At 64.5% G+C, this 17,826-nt stretch carries 12 protein-coding genes; 9 read left to right on the top strand and 3 right to left on the bottom strand.

What is annotated here, in order from left to right:
* Positions 1 to 130 precede the first annotated feature (130 nt).
* From acs to AC4NN3_RS08985, 6 genes are all read left to right on the top strand, one after another.
* The gene (acs, locus tag AC4NN3_RS08960) at positions 131 to 2,077 is read left to right on the top strand and encodes an acetate--CoA ligase (RefSeq protein WP_491926750.1); all 1,947 of its coding nucleotides are present in this window, start codon (positions 131 to 133) and stop codon (positions 2,075 to 2,077) included.
* 233 nt (positions 2,078 to 2,310) lie between these two features.
* Positions 2,311 to 3,414: a glycoside hydrolase family 3 N-terminal domain-containing protein gene (locus AC4NN3_RS08965; protein ID WP_491926751.1), complete on the top strand. Its 1,104-nt coding sequence runs from the start codon at positions 2,311 to 2,313 to the stop codon at positions 3,412 to 3,414.
* 102 nt (positions 3,415 to 3,516) lie between these two features.
* Positions 3,517 to 4,317 carry a UDP-2,3-diacylglucosamine diphosphatase gene (locus tag AC4NN3_RS08970; RefSeq protein ID WP_193335291.1) on the top strand — a complete coding sequence of 267 codons (801 nt, stop codon included), beginning with the start codon at positions 3,517 to 3,519 and terminating at the stop codon, positions 4,315 to 4,317.
* Positions 4,318 to 4,404: 87 nt separating this feature from the next.
* Complete coding sequence (locus tag AC4NN3_RS08975) at positions 4,405 to 5,457, top strand: glycosyltransferase family 4 protein (protein ID WP_491926752.1); 1,053 nt, start codon at positions 4,405 to 4,407, stop codon at positions 5,455 to 5,457.
* Positions 5,458 to 5,544: 87 nt separating this feature from the next.
* On the top strand, positions 5,545 to 6,720 hold the full coding sequence (locus AC4NN3_RS08980) for an MFS transporter (protein ID WP_491926753.1): 1,176 nt from the start codon (positions 5,545 to 5,547) through the stop codon (positions 6,718 to 6,720).
* A 90-nt stretch (positions 6,721 to 6,810) separates the two neighbouring features.
* Positions 6,811 to 7,998 (top strand): MFS transporter, encoded by a 1,188-nt coding sequence (locus AC4NN3_RS08985; protein WP_491926754.1) that lies wholly within the window; start codon positions 6,811 to 6,813, stop codon positions 7,996 to 7,998.
* A 253-nt stretch (positions 7,999 to 8,251) separates the two neighbouring features.
* Here the strand turns inward: AC4NN3_RS08985 and AC4NN3_RS08990 are convergent, their stop codons facing one another.
* The gene (locus tag AC4NN3_RS08990; protein WP_491926755.1) at positions 8,252 to 13,426 is read right to left on the bottom strand and encodes an apolipoprotein A-IV repeat region-like domain-containing protein; all 5,175 of its coding nucleotides are present in this window, start codon (positions 13,424 to 13,426) and stop codon (positions 8,252 to 8,254) included.
* 355 nt (positions 13,427 to 13,781) lie between these two features.
* Here AC4NN3_RS08990 and AC4NN3_RS08995 point away from each other — a divergent pair, with 355 nt between their 5' ends.
* Positions 13,782 to 14,174 (top strand): Hpt domain-containing protein, encoded by a 393-nt coding sequence (locus AC4NN3_RS08995; protein ID WP_491926756.1) that lies wholly within the window; start codon positions 13,782 to 13,784, stop codon positions 14,172 to 14,174.
* Here AC4NN3_RS08995 and AC4NN3_RS09000 read toward each other — a convergent pair.
* Positions 14,171 to 14,467: a HigA family addiction module antitoxin gene (locus tag AC4NN3_RS09000; RefSeq protein WP_491926757.1), complete on the bottom strand. Its 297-nt coding sequence runs from the start codon at positions 14,465 to 14,467 to the stop codon at positions 14,171 to 14,173. The genes AC4NN3_RS08995 and AC4NN3_RS09000 overlap by 4 nt on opposite strands.
* A 35-nt stretch (positions 14,468 to 14,502) precedes the next feature.
* Positions 14,503 to 14,784, bottom strand: coding sequence for a type II toxin-antitoxin system RelE/ParE family toxin (locus tag AC4NN3_RS09005; protein WP_491926758.1), 282 nt, complete (start codon positions 14,782 to 14,784; stop codon positions 14,503 to 14,505).
* Positions 14,785 to 14,973: 189 nt separating this feature from the next.
* Between AC4NN3_RS09005 and AC4NN3_RS09010 the strand changes: the two genes are divergently transcribed.
* Both AC4NN3_RS09010 and AC4NN3_RS09015 read left to right on the top strand, forming a co-directional pair.
* The gene (locus AC4NN3_RS09010; RefSeq protein ID WP_491926759.1) at positions 14,974 to 16,575 is read left to right on the top strand and encodes a peptide chain release factor 3; all 1,602 of its coding nucleotides are present in this window, start codon (positions 14,974 to 14,976) and stop codon (positions 16,573 to 16,575) included.
* On the top strand, positions 16,572 to 17,774 hold the full coding sequence (locus AC4NN3_RS09015; protein WP_491926760.1) for a class I SAM-dependent methyltransferase: 1,203 nt from the start codon (positions 16,572 to 16,574) through the stop codon (positions 17,772 to 17,774). Before AC4NN3_RS09010 ends, AC4NN3_RS09015 begins: the two co-directional genes overlap by 4 nt.
* The last annotated feature ends 52 nt before the right edge of the window (positions 17,775 to 17,826 follow it).

Genomic DNA, 17,826 nt, shown 5'->3' on the forward strand with positions numbered 1-17,826 from the left:
TCTTGCCGCATGCAGTTAACACCGGGCCACCACCAATGACTGGACATACCTAATTAGTCGCATGGCCAAGCCCTTGCGGGCTGTGGGGTGGGTCAGTAGAACGGGTACGGGAGAGATAAGGGAGGATAGTATGAGCGAGCAGCTCGTATTCCAGCCAAGTGCGGCTGCGATCGCACGCACCCATACAACGGCGGCGCAGTACAATGACATGTATCAGCGCTCAATCAGCGATCCGGACGGGTTCTGGGGTGAACAGGCCAAGCGCCTGGACTGGGTGAGCTTTCCCACCAAGATCAAGAACACCACGTTCCAGTATCCGGATGTCTCGATCAAGTGGTTCGAGGACGGCGTGCTCAACGTCGCCGCCAACTGCATTGACCGTCATCTGGCCGAGCATGGCGACGACATCGCGATCATCTGGGAACCCGATGATCCCAACGCGCCATCCGAACATATCAGCTACCGCACGCTGCACGAAAAAGTCTGCCGCTGCGCCAATGTGCTGAAGTCGCTGGGCGTCCGCAAGGGCGACCGCGTCACCATCTATCTGCCGATGATTCCCCAGGCCGCCTATGCCATGCTGGCCTGCGCCCGCATCGGCGCGGTGCATTCGGTGGTGTTTGGCGGCTTTTCGCCCGACGCGCTGGCCGGCCGCATCAATGACTGCGACTCGGCCGTGGTGATCACCGCCGATGAAGGTCGTCGTGGCGGCAAGACGGTGCCGCTCAAGGCCAATGTCGACAAGGCGCTCGAGGATTGCCCCGGTGTGTCCAAGGTGCTGGTGGTGCACAATACCGGTGCTGCGGTGGCCATGAAGGGCAGCCGCGACGTGTGGTGGCATGAGGCGGCCGCCGGCGTCGAGCCGTTCAACGATCCCGAGCCGATGAATGCGGAAGACCCGCTGTTCATCCTTTATACCTCGGGTTCGACCGGCAAGCCCAAGGGCGTGCTGCACACCACCGGCGGCTACCTGCTCTATACGGCGCTGACGCATGAGTTGAGCTTTGACTACCAGCGCGGCGAGATTTTCTGGTGCACGGCCGATGTCGGCTGGGTCACCGGACACAGCTATATCGTCTATGGCCCGCTGGCCAATGGCGCCACCACGGTGATGTTCGAGGGCATCCCCACCTATCCCGATGCCAGCCGGCTCTGGCAGGTGGTGGAAAAGCACAAGGTCAACATCTTCCATACCGCGCCGACCGCCATTCGCGCGCTGATGGGGGCAGGGGTGCAGTATGTCGACAAGCACGATATGCCCAGCCTGCGCCTGCTCGGCACGGTGGGCGAGCCGATCAACCCTGAAGCCTGGATGTGGTATTACAACCAGGTCGGCAAGGGCCGCTGCGAGGTGATTGATGCCTGGTGGCAGACCGAAACCGGCGGCCACATGATCGCGCCGTTTCCCGGCGCGACCGACAAGAAGCCCGGCTCGGCCACGGTGCCGTTCTTTGGCATCCAGCCGATCGTACTGTCGCCCGAGGGCAAGCTGCAGACCCAGACCAAGGCCGAGGGCGTGCTCGCCATCGCCGACAGCTGGCCGGCGCAGGCCCGTACCATCTGGGGTGACCACGGCCGGTTCGTGTCGACTTATTTCGAGACCTACAAGGGCTATTACTTCTCCGGCGACGGCTGCCGGCGCGACGAGGATGGCTATTTCTGGATCACCGGGCGCGTCGACGACGTGCTCAACGTCTCCGGGCATCGCCTGGGTACGGCCGAGGTCGAGAGCGCGCTGGTGGCCCATCCCAAGGTGTCCGAGGCCGCTGTGGTGGGCTATCCGCACGACATCAAGGGGCAGGGCATCTACTGCTATGTGACCCTGATGGCGGGCGAAGCCAGCTCGGACGAATTGCGTGCCGAACTCAAGAACTGGGTGCGCAAGGAAATCGGGCCGATCGCGACACCGGACCTGATCCAGTGGGCGCCGGGCCTGCCCAAGACCCGCAGCGGCAAGATCATGCGGCGCATTCTGCGCAAGGTGGCGGAGAACGACTTTGCCGCCCTGGGCGACACCTCGACCCTGGCCGACCCCAGCGTGGTCGACGATCTGGTGGCCAACCGGCAGAATCGGTAGCCCATAAAGTCACGGGCGGAGACCCCAAGATCTCCGCCCGATCAAAGGCAACGGCATCGCGAGCCGGAAGGTTGAAGAACGGCCCGCACTCCAAGTCGCCCAAGAATAGAATTGCATCTTTTTCGTGTCATATCAGCCCCCTAAGTGCCCCCGTGGCAATAATTTGATGGCGGGCATTGTTTTGACTGATTTCAAGAACACCGTGCCGCGGTACTGCTGATCTGGATTGGCCTGTGAAACTCCCTCTTTTGCGCGTTCTATACGCAGTATTCCTGACGCTTGGCCTGTCCGGCGCAGCCGGTGCGGCGAGTCTGGAGCAGATGGCCGGCCAGATGATCGTGGTGGGCTTCCAGGGGGACGATGCCGATGATTCGGCCGTGGTCGCCCTGCGGGAGGAACTGGCGGCAGGCCGGCTGGGTGGCGTCATGCTGCTCAAGACCAATATCAAGAGCCTCGATGCCGTCGGCAAGATGAATGCGGCGTTCCGGGCGGCCTCGCCCGAATTGCTGCCGTTCATCACGCTGGACCAGGAGGGCGGGGCGGTGGAGCGGCTGACCAAGGATGTCGGCTTTGCCGAGATTCCGAGTGCCGCCGCCATTGCCGCCAGCAATAGTCCGGCCAAGGCGGAGGCGATCTACGCCCGCATGGCGCGGGCCGTGGCCGCCTTGGGCTTTACCGTCAATTTCGGCCCGGTGGCCGACGTCAACCTCAACCCGAAAAACCAGGTCATCGCCCGCTTCGGCCGCGCCTATAGCGCCGACCCGCAAAAGGTCGCCGACTATGATGCGGCCTTCATCGCCGGCCATCACGCCGCCGGGTTGCTGACGGCGCTCAAGCATTTCCCCGGCCATGGCTCGTCCACCGCGGATAGCCATGAGGGTTTTGTCGACATCACCACGACCTGGCAGAAATCCGAGCTCGACCCCTATCGCACCCTGCTGGCCGCGGGCGCGGTGGACATGGTCATGGTGGGGCACCTCTACCATGCCGATTACACGGATGCCGGCACACAGACGCCCTCGTCGCTGTCGGTGCAGTGGATCGACGGGGTACTGCGCGGTGAGCTGGGCTTTGATGGCGTGGTGATCAGCGATGATCTCGAAATGGGCGCCATCCGCGACCATTTCACGCTCGAACAGACCGTGACGCAGGCCGTGCGGGCCGGCATGGATGTCCTGCTGTTTTCCAATACGGCCGCGTATCATCCCGAGCTGGGCCAGGAAATCCTCGACATCCTGCTCGCGGAGGCCGAGGCCGACCCGGCCTTTGCTGCGCGGATAGAACAAAGCTATGCTCGCATCGTCGCGCTCAAGGCCAGCCAGGCCGCCAGCGACTGATCTGCCGTCGCGGCTGGTTTCCCCACCTTCTCTGTGCCAAAGGTTCCCTCGCGGGCAAAGCGCAGATAAAGTCCGCTCCCAAGAAGCAGGAGTCGTTGCTTGATGGCGGATGACCGCGAGGTCCGGCAGGTCCGGGCCATGTTCATATCGGACGTACACCTGGGCATGAAGCCGATCCGGGTGGGGCAACTCATTGAGTTCCTGCGCGCCCATGACGCCGAGACCATTTACCTGGTCGGCGACATTCTGGATGGCTGGCGCCTGGCCAAGGCCTGGCACTGGCCCAATGAATACAATGTGCTGGTGCAGCTGCTGCTCGACAAGGCCAATGCCGGCGCCAGGGTGATCTATCTGCCCGGCAATCATGACGAATTCCTGCGCGAATATCTGGGCACGTTCTTTGGCGAGATCGAGTTCGTCGACCGCACCGTGCACACCACGGCCACCGGCAAGACCTATCTGGTCATCCATGGCGACCAGTTCGACGTGGTGGTGATGAATGCCAAGTGGCTCGCCCATGTCGGCGACTGGGCCTATAATGCGGCGCTCCGCGTCAATATCGCCATCAACTGGGTGCGCCGTCGCCTCGGCCTGCAATACTGGTCGCTCAGCGCCTGGGCCAAGCAGAAGGTCAAGAACGCCGTCTCGATCATCGGCCGATTCGAGGAGGCCCTGGTGCACGAGGCCAAGGAATCGGGCGTCGACGGGGTGATCTGCGGCCATATCCATTTTGCCGCCATGCATGAGCGGCTGGGTATCCACTATATCAATACCGGCGACTGGGTGGAAAGCTGCACGGCGATCGTGGAAACGCCCGAAGGGGCGTTCGAGCTGATCAAGTGGACCGAAATGGTGGTGGCCGGCGAACCCCGCAAATTCCGACTGCGCCGCGCGGCCAGCTAGCGTCAAACAACCGTCACGGGCCGTTCACGCAGCCGACTTGGACTCAGGGGAGATTGTCCGCACAATCGAACCAGTGGCGGTGCTGCTATGTCCAATTCGGTCCATGCTTCGTCTTCTCCGCGGCTGCTGATCGTCACCGATGCGTGGCGACCGCAGATCAACGGCGTGGTACGCACGCTTGAAAGCGTCGGCAAGGCGCTCACCCGCACGGGCCATGACGTGCATTACCTCACCCCCGAGCGGTTCTGGACGCTGCCGGTGCCCAGCTACCCCGAGGTGCGGATTTCCCTGGCCAGCCTGGGTTCGGTGTCGCGCCAGATCGAGGCGGTCGCCCCCGACCACATCCATATCGCCACTGAGGGGCCGCTGGGCCTGCTGGCGCGGCAATATTGCATCGACCGGCGTCTGGGCTTTACCAGCAGCTTCCATACCCGCTTTCCCGAATATCTGGCCATGCGCGTGCCGGTGCCGGCCGAATGGAGCTATGGCTACCTGCGGTGGTTTCATGCCGCCGCGGCGCGCACCCTGGTGCCGACGCCATCGCTGCGCGATGACCTGGTCGCCCGCGGCTTTGTCCGGCTCGGGCTGTGGACGCGCGGCGTCGATGGTGAGCGCTTCTGCCCCGGTCCCAAGACGCAGTTCACCGCTCTGCCGGGGCCGCACCTGCTCTATGTCGGCCGCGTCGCGGCGGAAAAGAATGTCGAAGCGTTTCTCAGGCTCAAGGTGCCCGGCACCAAGATCGTCGTCGGTGACGGGCCCGATTGCGCCCGGCTGATGCGCGCGTTTCCAGACGCGGTCTTCATGGGTTATCGCCATGGCGCGGAGCTCGGTGAACTCTATCGCAGCGCCGATGTGCTGGTCTTTCCCAGCCGCACCGACACTTTCGGCAATGTCATCACCGAGGCGCTGGCCTCGGGCACGCCGGTGGCGGCGCTGCCGGTGACCGGGCCGCTGGACGTGCTCAGCGATCCGCGCGCCGGGGCACTGCATGAGGACCTCAATATTGCCGTCGCCCGCGCCCTGACCCTGCGCCGCGACGATGCGCGCCGGCATGGCGAACTGTTCACCTGGGCGGCCAGTGCCATTCAGTTGCGCGACGCGCTCGAACCGCTGCAACGTCGTCTGGCGGCCACGGGCTGAACGCAACGTTGCAACAGAGGGCTTGCGTTGTCGGACGCGCCGAGTCACCAAGGTTCCGGGCACTGATTTGCCCGGAGTCTACCTTTCATGTCTCTGCTTCCTGCGCGTCTGGCGAGCCCCGAGGCGCGCGCATCTATCTATCAGTTCACCGTCTATCTGCCCGGCGCTGTCAGCTCGGTGTTTCTGGGCATCTGGCTGAGCGAGCATGGGCTGCCGGCCGACCAGATCGGCATCATCAATTCCATCCCCATGCTGTGCCTGCTGGCGATCAATACGCTGGTCGGACGGCTGGCGGACCGCGCCAAGGACTGGCGCAGCGTCATCGTCATCCTCTCCATGCTGGGGGCGGCAGTGCCGTTCGGGCTGTTCTTCGTCAACGAGTTCTGGGGCGTCATGCTGGTGTGGTCGCTGGTGACCATGTGCACCGGCTCGATTCCGCCCATCATCGACGCGGCCTCGGTGCGCATGACGCGGCGCAATGGTACCGATTTCGGCGCCGTACGTGCCTGGGCGACGGTGGGCTATGTGGTGGGGGCGGGCGGCATCGGCATGCTGATCACCGTGTTCGGTGCCTATGCCTTCGTGCCGCTCTTCGTGGCCATGTCGCTGCTGCGGGCCGGGCTCAGCCTGCTGCTGCCGCAGTTCCGGGCGCCCGAACAGGCCAAGACCCTGGCTGCAACCATCCCCACCAAGCTGCGCGACTCACTCAAGCCCTGGTTCGTGCTGCCGCTGGTGGCCTTTGCGCTGATCAATGCCAGCCATGCCCTGATCGGCGGCTTTGGTGGCCTGTTATGGCACCAGAACGGCATTCCGGACTACTACATCGGCCCGCTGCTGGCCATTGCCGCCACCGGCGAGGCCGTCATGATGTTTGCCTGGCGCCGCTTCGGCGGCCGCATCACGGCGCGCAACATGATCCTGGTGGCCTGCATTGCCTCGCTGGTGCGCTTTACCGCCATGGCCTTTAATCCGCCGGTGGAAGTGCTGTTCGTCGTGCAGATGCTGCATGCCATCAGTTTTGGCGTCGGTTATTTCGGCGTGGTGCACTTCATCGCCAACTGGACTGATGAATCCAATGCGGCCGAAGCACAGGGCTTTGCCAATATGCTCAACCAGGGCATGGCGGTGCTGGGGCTGGCGGGCTTTGGCTGGCTGGTGGTGCGGTTCGGCAGCTATGCCTTCTTCGCCTCCTCGGTGGTGGCCGTGCTGGCCATTATCTGCGTCCTGGCGTCGTTGCGCATTCGCCCGCCCAAGGATGCCTGAGCGCGCCCTCTGTCGACAGGTTGGGGCATGGTGTCCCGACTTGACCGCCCATCGGGTTTTCCCGATCGGGTCGAACCTTGAGTTACCCCCATGTCGCTCACCCCGCCCCCGGCGCGCCTGACCCCCGAACAGCGCACCACGGCGTTTTATTTCACCTATTTCATGGGGCCGGGCGCCGCCGTGGTGTTCCTGCCGATCTGGCTGAGCGAAAAGGGCATCAGCACCGAGCAGATCGGCCTGATCAATGCCGTGCCGGTGCTCATCATCCTGCTGCTCAACCTGGTCGTGGGGAGGCTGGCCGACAAGGCCAGCGACTGGCGCCAGGTGATCGTGATCGGCGCGCTGATCGGCGGCATCGTCCCGGTCGGCCTGCTCTTCGTCAATGAATTCTGGGGTATCCTGCTGTTCTGGACCCTGTGCAGCTTGCCGGGTGGCGCCATCGGTCCGGTGCTCGATGCCGCGGCCATGCGCATGACGCGCCGCAATGGCAGCGATTTCGGCACCATCCGCGCCTGGGGCACCGTGGGCTACATGCTGTTCAATGTGCTGACGGGGTTTCTCGTGGTCTGGTTCGGCTCGGCGATCTTCGTGCCGCTGTTTGTCGGGTTGGCGATGCTGCGCGCCGGCGTGGCGCTGCAGCTGCCGGCCTTCCGGGCGCCGCCCGGCCAGGTTACCATCGCGGCCACGCTGCCGGCCGCCAGCAAGCTGGCCGAGATCATCGTGCAGCCCTGGTTCTTCCTGCCGCTGGTCGGCTTTTCCATGGTGTTCGGCACGCATATTTTTCTCAACGGCTTCGGCGCGCTGCTGTGGAAGCAGCAGGGGATTTCGGAAGACGTCATCGGACCGCTGATTGCACTGGGCTCCGCCTCGGAGGCGGGCATGATGTTCCTCTGGCGCCGCTTCGGCGGTCGCCTGTCGGCGCGCCACATGATCCTGATCTCGGCAGGCGTGTCGGTGCTGCGCTGGATCGCCATGGCCTTTGCGCCACCGGTGCCGGTGCTGGTGGCGCTGCAGCTGACCCATGGCATCACCTTTGCCATCGGCTACCTAGGCTGCGTGCACTTCATCGCCAACTGGACCAGCGAGGACATCGCCGCCGAGACGCAGAGCCTGTTCACCGTGGCGCAGCAGGTGATGTCGGTCATCGCGCTGATCGGCTTTGGCTGGGTAATCGGCCTGCTGGGCGACCAGGCCTATCTGATCGCCGCGCTGGTCGCCTTTGTCGGCGCTGTCTGTATCTGGGGCTCGCTGCAGTTGCAGCCGACCAAGGACGGCTGAACCGGGCAGGGCGCCCGGGCGGTCTGGCTAAGCCGGCATCGATCGACGGCCGACCAATGGTCACCCGCCACCCTGTCCCCGCCCGCAAAAAGGGTCGCCGCCATGATCCAATGGTGCTGCCGTCCTGGCCGTTGCCCCTGGCGCGTGCGCAGGCGCGGCGGCGCCAAATTCCTCCATGAGGCTCTCCTGCCGTCCATGAAAAAGGGCCCCGGTTTCCCGGAGCCCTTCGATTTGTCTTGGCTGCCTGACTGTCTCAGGCGAGGCGGCCGCTGGCATGGGCCAGGGTGGTATAGACCTTGCCGCGATCGGAGAGCAGGTGCTCGCGGGTCTCGGCGGCGGGGCGGGCGCCCGAAGCGGCGCGCTTCAGCAGCTGTTCGAACTCGCTCATATAGGCCGTTGCCGTACGGGCGAATTCGGGGTCGCGTTGCAGCTTCTTGCGCACGTCGTCATAGGTGCCCTGGCCGGCCAGGGTATAGATCCGGCGCGAGAACACATTGGATTCACCGGCCTGGTAGCGGGCCCAGGCATCGGCCAGAGCCGCATCGTCGATCGCCTGGGCGATCTCTTCGCTCAGCCCGGACAGGCCTGGCTGGGCCTGCTGGGTGCTCTGCTGCTTGGCCGTGGCATTGCGCAGCACGTCGCGCAGCCAGCCGCCTTCATCAGGCGCGGCTTCCGGGGCTGCGGCGACCGGTGCGGCCTGACGCACAGGCTGCGGCTGACGCAGCGGTGGCTCGGGGAGGTCCATGGGCTCGGGCGCCCGCTCGAGGCTGCGGATCGGGTCAGCCAGGGTCTGCCGGGCCGGTTCTGCGCGGTAGCTGTCGCGGGCCGGCTCGGGCTGGCGCTGCGGCTGATAGACCGGCGTCTCGCGGCGGGGTTCCTGGCGCGGTTCGGGACGTGTCTCCTGGCGGGGCTCGGGCCGGGCGGTCAGGCGCGGCGGGGTGCCGCGGCGGTCGTTGACGTCGTGGGTAGCCGGCTGGCTGCGCACGATGGCGTTGAGTTCGCTCAGCGCCTCGATCTGCTCGGCCACGACGCGGCGCATGGCAGCGGCGCTGGCGCGGGTTTCCTCGGGCAGCTCGTTGACGCCGCGGGCCAGTTCGGCACGGGTGGCTTCGAGCTCGCTGCCGACTTCACGAGCGGTTTCACGCATGGCCTGGGCGGTATCGTTGAAGCGCTGGGTGGCTTCTTCGATGGCGCGCTGCATTTCCACGATCATCTGCTGCTGGGCTGCCTGCAGGGCGGCGCTGGCGCGGCGGCCTTCGGCATCGGCAGTGCCGCGGAACTGGCCGAGGCGTTCGGTGACCTGGCCGGCGGTTTCGTCCAGCGCCTGGCGGAACTGGCTGGTATTGAGGCTGATGGCCTGGCTGACCGAGGAGGAGCTATCGTTGAGCGTCTCGGCCAGCGTGCCGCTGGTGGCGTTGAGCACGTCGGTGACATTGCCGGCAGTCGAGGCCAGCACGTCGCTGATGCGGTGGGCGTTTTCTTCGAGGGCAGCCGCGGCGGCATCGGCGGCGCGGCGCACCACATTGTCCATCTGCGCGGCATTGCTCGAGAGCGAGGAGTTGAAGCGCTCATTGGAGGTGTAGAGCGCGTCGCTGACGCTGCTGGTCGAGCTGCGGATGGCCTCGGTGATGGTGCCGGTGGTCTGTTCGAGCGTCTCGGCCACGGTATTGCTGGTGGCCGACAGGGCCTCGTCCATGGCGCGGCGGGCGCCGATCAGGCGGCGTTCGGTATCGTTGACGGTGTCGGCGATCGACTGGGCGAACAGGCGCATGCGGCCGTCGATATCGTCGGCGCGGGCAGCAAAGCTCTGGGCCAGCGAATCCATGGCGCCGCGGCGTTCTTCCAGATTGCCGATGGCCTGGTCGCTGGTGATGGCCAGAGCATTGGTGGCCTGGGACATGTTGGTGGTCTCGGCGTCGAGCTTGCCCAGGATCGAGGAGAACTCGTCGACCATGCCGCGAATGGTGTTCTGCAGGGCACCGACATGCTGGCTGACCATGGAGCCGGCCTGTTCGGTCTGGCCGATGGCCTCGCGCACGGTGGCCGAATAGGTCGAGGTCTGCTGGGCGACACTGGTTTCGAGGTTGGCCAGATTGGCCGTCGAAGCGTCGAGCACCCGCTGCAGCAGCAGGTTGGAGTCGTTGAGCTTGCCCAGTGCGGCGGTAACATCGGTGAGGATGCGCGAGGTTGAGACCGCCATGATGGACTCGGCTTCCCTGGCGTTCTCGCCCAGGGCGTTGCGCAGCAGGTTGCCATGGCTGTTGAGCGCGGTCTGCAGCTCTTCGGACTTGACGGTGACCAGGTCGGCGAAGGTGCTGGTGTGCTCTTCGACCGAGCGGTTGATGTTGCTCAGGCGGCTTTCGATCTGGTCGACGGCGCCCACGGCCTTGATGCTGAGCAACTGGTCGACCTCGGTGGCCGCCACGCGGATCTGGTCGAGCGCGGCACGCACGGCGCCATCCATGTGGTTGGCTGTGTTGCTGATATCGGTTGCAATATTCTGGGTGGCCGCGGTGATGCGGGTGGCAATGGTTTCCTCGATGCGGTCGGCGCCGGCTTCGAGGTCGGCCATGGACTGCGTGATCGAGGTGTTGATCGAGGCATTGAGGGCCGAGAGGCGATCGGCGGTGATGTCGGCACGGGCGGTGATCGCCTCGGGCAGGGTGCCCAGGCGGGAATCGACCATGTCGGTAATGGCCTGGCGGGCGGAGTTGACGCCGCTCTCGATCAGGTCGGCCGCCTTGCGGGCGCTTTCGCCCACGGTCAGCGAGGCTGATTCAATGCGGGCGCTGACACCGTGCTCGGCATCGGTCATGCGGGCGATGGCGCTGTCGAGGCCCTCGCCGAGATGCACGTTCACTTCCGACACCTTGGTGACGATCATCTCGGACATCGAGTTGACGTGCTCGCTCATGGTATTGGTCGCATCGCGCAGCGTCAGGTCGATCTTGGCGCGCGCCTCGTGACCCTGCTGGGTGATGGTATCGGCCAGCTCGCTGGTCCGCATGCCGATGGTTTCGCTGATCGAGGCGGTGTGTGTGGCCAGGGTGTCGCCCAGGGCCTCGGTGCGGGCGTTGAGGGCTTCGGACAACTGCTGGGTGCGGGTATTGACCGCCTGGGCCAGTTGCTGCGTGCCGCCGTCGAGGGTGGCGCGCAGTTCGACGCTGCGGGTATCGAGTTCGCCCGACAGGGTCGCCGTGCTGGTGCCGAGCTGCTCGACGAGGCTGGTGGTGCGCTCTTCGAGCTGGTTGGCGACATGGCCGAAGCGCGAGTCGATCTCGAGCGTCATGGCGATGGTCTTTTCCGACAGGGTGTCTGCCAGGCGCTGCGTGCGGCCGGCGATCACCTGGTCGAAGGCGCTGGTGCTGCCGCTGAGCGCGTCGCCCAGTTCCTGGCTGCGCACACGGATGGTCTCACCGAAATCGCGGGCCCGGGCGTCGAGCGTCTGGTCGAGCTGCTCGGCATGGGTCTGCATGGTGCTGCCCAGCTCGCCGGTGCGGGTGGCCAGGATGGTATCGAGCGCCTTGGTGCGGTCGTCGAGCGCCTCGGCAATGACGCCGGCATGGCCTTCGAGCGATTCTGTGATCTCGCGGCTGCGGTTGCTCAGGGTCTCGGTCAGCGCCTTGGTGCGGGCGCCGAGCACTTCGTTCATTTCGCGGGTGCGTTCGCTGACGACGTCATTGAAGCGGCCGGATTCCTCGTTCAGCGCCATTTCGAGCACATTGGCGCGGGCGGCAAAGCTGGTGCCCTGCTGCTCGAGGCGGGCGATCAGGTTGTCGCCCTTGTCGCCGACCACGCCATCGAGGGCGCTGAGCCTTGCGTCGAGAATGCTGGTGATCTCGCTGAGCTTGGTATCGAACTGGCTGAGCGTATCCTGGCCGGCCGAAGCCAGCGTGATGCGGGCGCGTTCGGAGGTGTCGTCCAGCGCGCCGTTGATCTCGATGACGGCCGACTGCATGCGGCTGTCCATGGCATTGAGCTGGATGGACACCGATTCATCGAGCTGGCGGGTGAGGGCGCTGAGCAGCACCTCGGCCTCGCGCGAGCGGGAGGAGATATCCTCGGCAATGCGCTGGCCGATCATGTCGAGCCCGCCGGTCACCTCGTGGCCGCGGTCCTGCAACTGGTTGAGCAGCGCCGTGCCGCCCTCGGTGAGCAGGTTGGAGAGCGTGGTGGTGCGCTCGTCAAAGGCAGTGGACAGGCGGTCGGTGCCGGATTCGATCAGACCGGCAATGGTCATGCTGCGGTCTTCAAAGGCGGTGCTGAAGGTGGCGGTGCGTTCCTCGATCAGGCGGGTGCGCTGGTCGATGGTATCGCCGATCTGGCCGGCGCGGCCATCGAGGGCCTCGGTCAGGGCATTGATGCGGCTGTCGACGCCGGCGGTCAGGTGGTCGGCGCGCTCGTCGAGCGTGCGGGCCATATTGGCCGTCTGGTCCTCAAAGGTCAGCGACAGGCGGCCGGTGCTCTGGTCGAGCGCGGAGATGAAGTCGGTGGTGCGGTTGTCCACCAGCGACACCAGGTTCTCGGTGCGCTCGCCAAAGGCACTGGTCAGCGTATTGCCGGCGGTTTCGAGCGCGCGGGTCAGGTTGCCACCGCTTTCCACTATGGTGCCGGAAATGCGCTGGCTGATCATGTCGAGGTCAAAGACCAGGCCGGTGTGGCTCTCGGTGATGGCCTCGCGCACTCGGTCGGTATTGGTGAGCACGCTTTCGCGCTGGCTGGCCAGTTCGGCGATCAGCGCCCGCATGCGCGATTCATTGTCCGAATAGGTGCGCTCGAGCGCGGTGACCTCGTTGTGGATCATCACTTCGAGCTCGCCGGCACGCGACAGTGCGCGTTCCAGGCCGTCGCCCAGGGCATTGACCTCGCGGCGCACGGCCTGGCCGACCGAGGCGACCTTGTCGGCGGCGGTCACTTCGGGCTCGGCCAGCCGCATGGCGGCCTGGGTGATCGAGGAGGCGGCGTTGCGCAGGTCCTGGGCGCGGCGGAACAGCGTGGCAATCCCGAAAAAGGCCAGTACCGGCACGACCATGATGGCGGCCAGGCCGATGAAATCGATGGTGCCGACAAAGCCGGGCAGGTTGTTCAGCTGGCTGCCATAGCGCAGCCAGCCGCCGGCGCCGGAAATGGCCAGCCAGAGGATGGAGACCAGCACGGCGATCCAGATCGGCGCGGAGGAGGAGCGATTGTGCAGGCTGTAGAGAATTTTTGAGGTCGGGAAGCGATCGTCATTGGCGACGGCACCGGCCTGCTGGGCGATCTTGTCGGCCGCGCGGAGCCGCTCGCTGCGACCGGCATCGGTCACCTTGCGTTCACTGGCCTGCTGGGCGGCGTTGTCCATATTGAACACCGATTCCTTGAGGGCATCTTCGACGGCCGAGAATGCCAGCGCGGCGGGATCGTTCGTGGGGGTCGGGTTCTTCGCCATACTCTTTACAACTCTCGCGTCGGCTTGGCAGCTACAAGGCGGACTTAAGGAGAAGTATGTCCCCGACCCGTTGAAGGGGCCGTGGTCAAACCGGAACAATTCGATGCAAAAGCCACCGATTGCCCGCAACCCTCGCCGCCGCGCGCTGGTTTAAAGCCCATTAATACATTCAATTTGAACCAAACCGAACGGAATCTTACCCATAGGTTAATTTTCTGGGGAAGCGCCGGGCCATCAGGAATGGCAAAGCAAGGCGAAGATGTGGCTTAATCAGGTGTTCACCTGGCCATATTAGGCTGGCGCCTGCGGCATTGTCCCTGTCGGACGCGTAGCCGTGTGTAACGGAGCGACCAGCATGGCGCAGACCTCAGCCGCCGTAGACCAGACCGAGAGCCTTGCGCCGACCCGGCCGGAGCGCCCGATCGACCTGGTGCACCTGGCCAAGCAGTGCATGGGCGACGCCCATCTCGAACACGAAATCCTGCGGCTCTACGACACCACGCTCAAGACCTATTTCAGCCGGCTGCAGCTGGCCGCCAGCTATGACGACCTGACGATCAACATCCATTCGATCAAAGGTGCCTCCGACGGGGTAGGGGCCTTCGCCATCGCCAACCTGGCCCGGGCCGCCGAAACCGAACTGCAGGCCGGCCGCCCGCTGGCACCCGAACGCATCGACGATCTGGGCCTGGCCGTCGAAGAAGCCCGCGCCTTCATCGCCCGCCTGCTGGACAACGGACCGGCTTAGGCGGCCATGACCTCGATCTGGCCAAGCTCGTCGGCCAGCGCCGCGCCCTGCTGGCCCAAATCGTAGGCCACCTGCATATTTAGCCAGTAATGCGGCGTGGTGTCGAAGAACTTCGCCAGTCGCAATGCCGTGTCCGCCGTCACAGGCTGGGTCTGCTTGACCAGACGTTCGATGCGCGTGCGCGGCACATGCAGTTTCCGGGCCAGCGCGCCGGCCGACATGCCCAATGGCACGAGATATTCCTCACGCAGGATTTCGCCGGGGTGGAACACCGCAATATTCGTGATGGCCATGGGTCTCTCCTTGGGCAGATCCGGAGGTCCGGGATTCAATGATAGTCAACGATCTCAACGTCATGGGCGCCGTCTTCTCTCCAGGTGAAACAGACGCGCCATTGGCTGTTTATGCGGATGGCATGCTGTCCGGCGCGGTCTCCCTTTAGGGCCTCCAGCCGGTTTCCCGGCGGCGACATCAGGTCTCGCAATTGGTTGGCACTGTGCATCATGAACAGTTTGCGCTGTGCAGCACGCATCAACTCTGCGGGAAAGTTCCTGGGCGGTTTCCCCGCGCTGATGGCCTCGGTCGTCTTGTCTTTGAAAGAGACTATCACGGCCAGGGCTCCACTGCATGATGTGTATCACACCATGATACAAAAACGCAATAACGGTGTATCATGGCAAGATACACCGCCCCATGCCGGTAGCCCCGCCCATCGCCCAGTTTGACCCTCTCCGCACCATCGCCTATATAGCGGCCAACTTGCCGCGCCGATGCAGCGGCCCAACAGTCCAGCAGATCCATGTCCCTATCCAGTGCCGCCGAGGCTGCGCCCCGGTCCCTTGCCGAACCTTTCCGTACCCGCCGTACCTTTGCGATCATCTCGCATCCGGACGCCGGCAAGACCACGCTGACCGAGCGGTTGCTGGCGGCAGCCGGAGCGATCCAGACGGCCGGCGCGGTGCGCGGCAAGGCCGGCGTGCGCTCGACGCGGTCGGACTGGATGGAAATGGAGCAGAAGCGCGGCATTTCCATCACCTCCTCGGTGATGACCTTCGACTATGACGGACTGACGCTGAACCTGCTCGATACGCCAGGCCACTCGGATTTTTCCGAGGACACCTATCGCACGCTGACGGCGGTGGACGCCGCCATCATGGTGATCGATGCCGCCAAGGGCATCGAGGCGCAAACCCTCAAGCTGTTCGAAGTGTGCCGCCTGCGCGACATTCCCATCATTACCTTCATCAACAAGGTGGACCGCGAGGGCCTGTCGCCGCTCGAGCTGATCGACGAGATCCAGGGCAAGCTGGCGCTCGACCTCACCCCCGTGCTGTGGCCGATCGGGCAGGGCGTGGACTTCCGCGGCTATCTTGACCTCCTGGAAAAGCGCGTACTCAACCCGCAGGGCAAGCCCATCGCTGAATATGAAGCGATCGAGGACCTGCTCGACAACGAGGCGCTGGTCGACGATCCGGTGTTCATGACGGCGCTGGAGAGTCTGGAAATGGCGACGGCCATGCTGCCGGCTTTCGATCTCGAAACGTTCCATGCCGGCCATCTCAGCCCGGTGCTGTTCGGTTCTGCGCTCAAGGGCATCGGCGTCGCCGAACTGCTGCGCACGCTAGGGGAATGGGGCCCCGAGCCACGGCCGCAGCCGGCCATTCCGGCGCCGATCGATCCGAGCGAGAAAAAGGTCGTCGGCTTCGTCTTCAAGGTGCAGGCGAATATGGACGCCAATCACCGCGACCGCATTGCCTTCGTGCGCCTGTGCTCGGGCACCTTCACCCGCGGCATGCGGCTCAAGAATGTTCGCTCGGGCAAGGATATGGCAGTCTCCAATCCGATGTTCTTTTTCGGCAATGACCGCGAACTGGCCGAACAGGCTGTGGCCGGCGACATTGTCGGCATTCCCAATCACGGCACGCTGTCGGTCGGCGATACGCTGACCGAAGGCGCCAATATCAATGTGACCGGTATCCCGAACTTTGCGCCGGAAATCATCCGCCGCGTGCGGCTGACCGATCACATGAAGACAAAGCAGATGGCCAAGGCGCTGTCGGACCTTTCCGAAGAGGGCGTGACCCAGGTGTTCCGCCGCATGGTGGGCGCCGACTGGATCGTCGGCGTGGTCGGCCAGCTGCAGCTCGAAGTGCTGAGCTCTCGCGTTGCCGGCGAATATGGCGTGCCGATCACCTTTGAAAGCCTCAATTACGAAGTGGCGCGCTGGGTGGAGAGCGATGAGCCGGCCGAACTCGCCAAGTTCATCACCGCCCAGAAGATCAACATGGCCGAGGACCGCACCGGGGCACCGGTGTTTCTGGCGCAGAATGCCTGGTGGGCCGACCGGGCCAAGCAGGACTTTCCCAAGATCCGCTTTTTGACCACCAAGGAACGCCATTGACCGTCCCCGCTCCCGATCGCATCGAAGAACTGCTCAACGCCACCAAGACGGCGTTCATCGCCGGTTCGCTGGTGCGGCTGAAGCTGGGCGGCTATCACGGGGCGGAGCCGGACCTCAAGGGCATCGAGATCAAGAAGATCACCGTCAAGGGCGGCGACCGGTTCTCCTTCACCTATCGCTACAAGACGCGCGACATCATCAAGAACTTCATCCAGCCCGAGGCGCTGGCTTTGCTGCGCACCGGGCTCAAGGATGAGTTCAGCATGGCGCAGCTGGCGACGACCGGCTTTGACATGGTGCTGGAGCGCAATGGTCTCAAGATTCGCCTCAAGCGTACCGAGGTGGAAGGCCGCGAAGCGCCCTCGACCGAACACAACCGCGCCAAGCACCGGCCGCTCAATGGCAGCGACAAGCCCTGGCTCAAGGCGCTCGGCATTGCCGGCAAGGATGGCGTGGTGCGCAGTGATGCGCAGGACAAGTTCCGCCAGATCAACAAGATGGTCGAAATCTTTGCGCCGCTGATTCAAGCGCTTAAGGCGGAACAGCCGCTGATCGTGGACATGGGCGCGGGCAAGGGCTATCTCGATTTTGCCCTCTATGACTACCTTTCCACGGTCGCCAAGCGGCCGGTGGGTGTTGTCGGCGTAGAGATGCGCGAGCAACTGGTGGCCGACGGCAATGCTACGGCACAGGCCTCTGGTTTTGACGGGCTGAGCTTCCAGACCGGCAGCATTCTCGATTTCGACGCTACCGGCGCTGATGCGGTGATTGCGCTGCATGCCTGTGACACTGCCACCGATGACGCGATCTTCAAGGGCATCAGTGCCGGCGCGGCGCTGATCGCGGTGGCGCCCTGCTGCCACAAGCAGATCCGCCGGCAGATGGAAGCCGGACATCCCGATGGTCAGCTCGATTTCCTGCTGCGCCACGGCACGTTCCTCGAAAAGCAGGCCGAAATGGTCACCGACGGGCTGCGTGCTTTGCTGCTCGAGCTCAACGGCTATCGCACCAAGGTGTTCGAGTTCGTCTCCGACGCGCATACGCCCAAGAACAACCTGATCGTCGCCGAAAAGGATGACCGGGTCGGGCGCGATCGCGCGGCGATCCTCAAGCAGATCGCGGCGATCAAGACCCTGTTCGGTATCGAACAGCATTATCTCGAGGGCCTGTTGGGCGCGCGGGATGCAGGACCGCTGTGAGCCGGCTGCGGGTTTCTAAACCCGCTCCGATCCCCTATATCGGCTGACAAAG

The sequence above is a fragment of the Devosia sp. MDV22-iso42 genome (assembly GCF_058629155.1).

Bases quoted from the DNA above. Each gene is read 5' to 3' on its own strand.
- acs (WP_491926750.1), top strand. From the start codon at position 131: ATGAGCGAGCAGCTCGTATTCCAGCCAAGTGCGGCTGCGATCGCACGC.
- AC4NN3_RS08970 (WP_193335291.1), top strand. From the start codon at position 3,517: ATGGCGGATGACCGCGAGGTCCGGCAGGTCCGGGCCATGTTCATATCG.
- AC4NN3_RS08975 (WP_491926752.1), top strand. From the start codon at position 4,405: ATGTCCAATTCGGTCCATGCTTCGTCTTCTCCGCGGCTGCTGATCGTC.
- AC4NN3_RS08980 (WP_491926753.1), top strand. From the start codon at position 5,545: ATGTCTCTGCTTCCTGCGCGTCTGGCGAGCCCCGAGGCGCGCGCATCT.
- AC4NN3_RS08985 (WP_491926754.1), top strand. From the start codon at position 6,811: ATGTCGCTCACCCCGCCCCCGGCGCGCCTGACCCCCGAACAGCGCACC.
- AC4NN3_RS08990 (WP_491926755.1), bottom strand. From the start codon at position 13,426: ATGGCGAAGAACCCGACCCCCACGAACGATCCCGCCGCGCTGGCATTC.
- AC4NN3_RS08995 (WP_491926756.1), top strand. From the start codon at position 13,782: ATGGCGCAGACCTCAGCCGCCGTAGACCAGACCGAGAGCCTTGCGCCG.
- AC4NN3_RS09000 (WP_491926757.1), bottom strand. From the start codon at position 14,467: ATGGCCATCACGAATATTGCGGTGTTCCACCCCGGCGAAATCCTGCGT.
- AC4NN3_RS09010 (WP_491926759.1), top strand. From the start codon at position 14,974: ATGTCCCTATCCAGTGCCGCCGAGGCTGCGCCCCGGTCCCTTGCCGAA.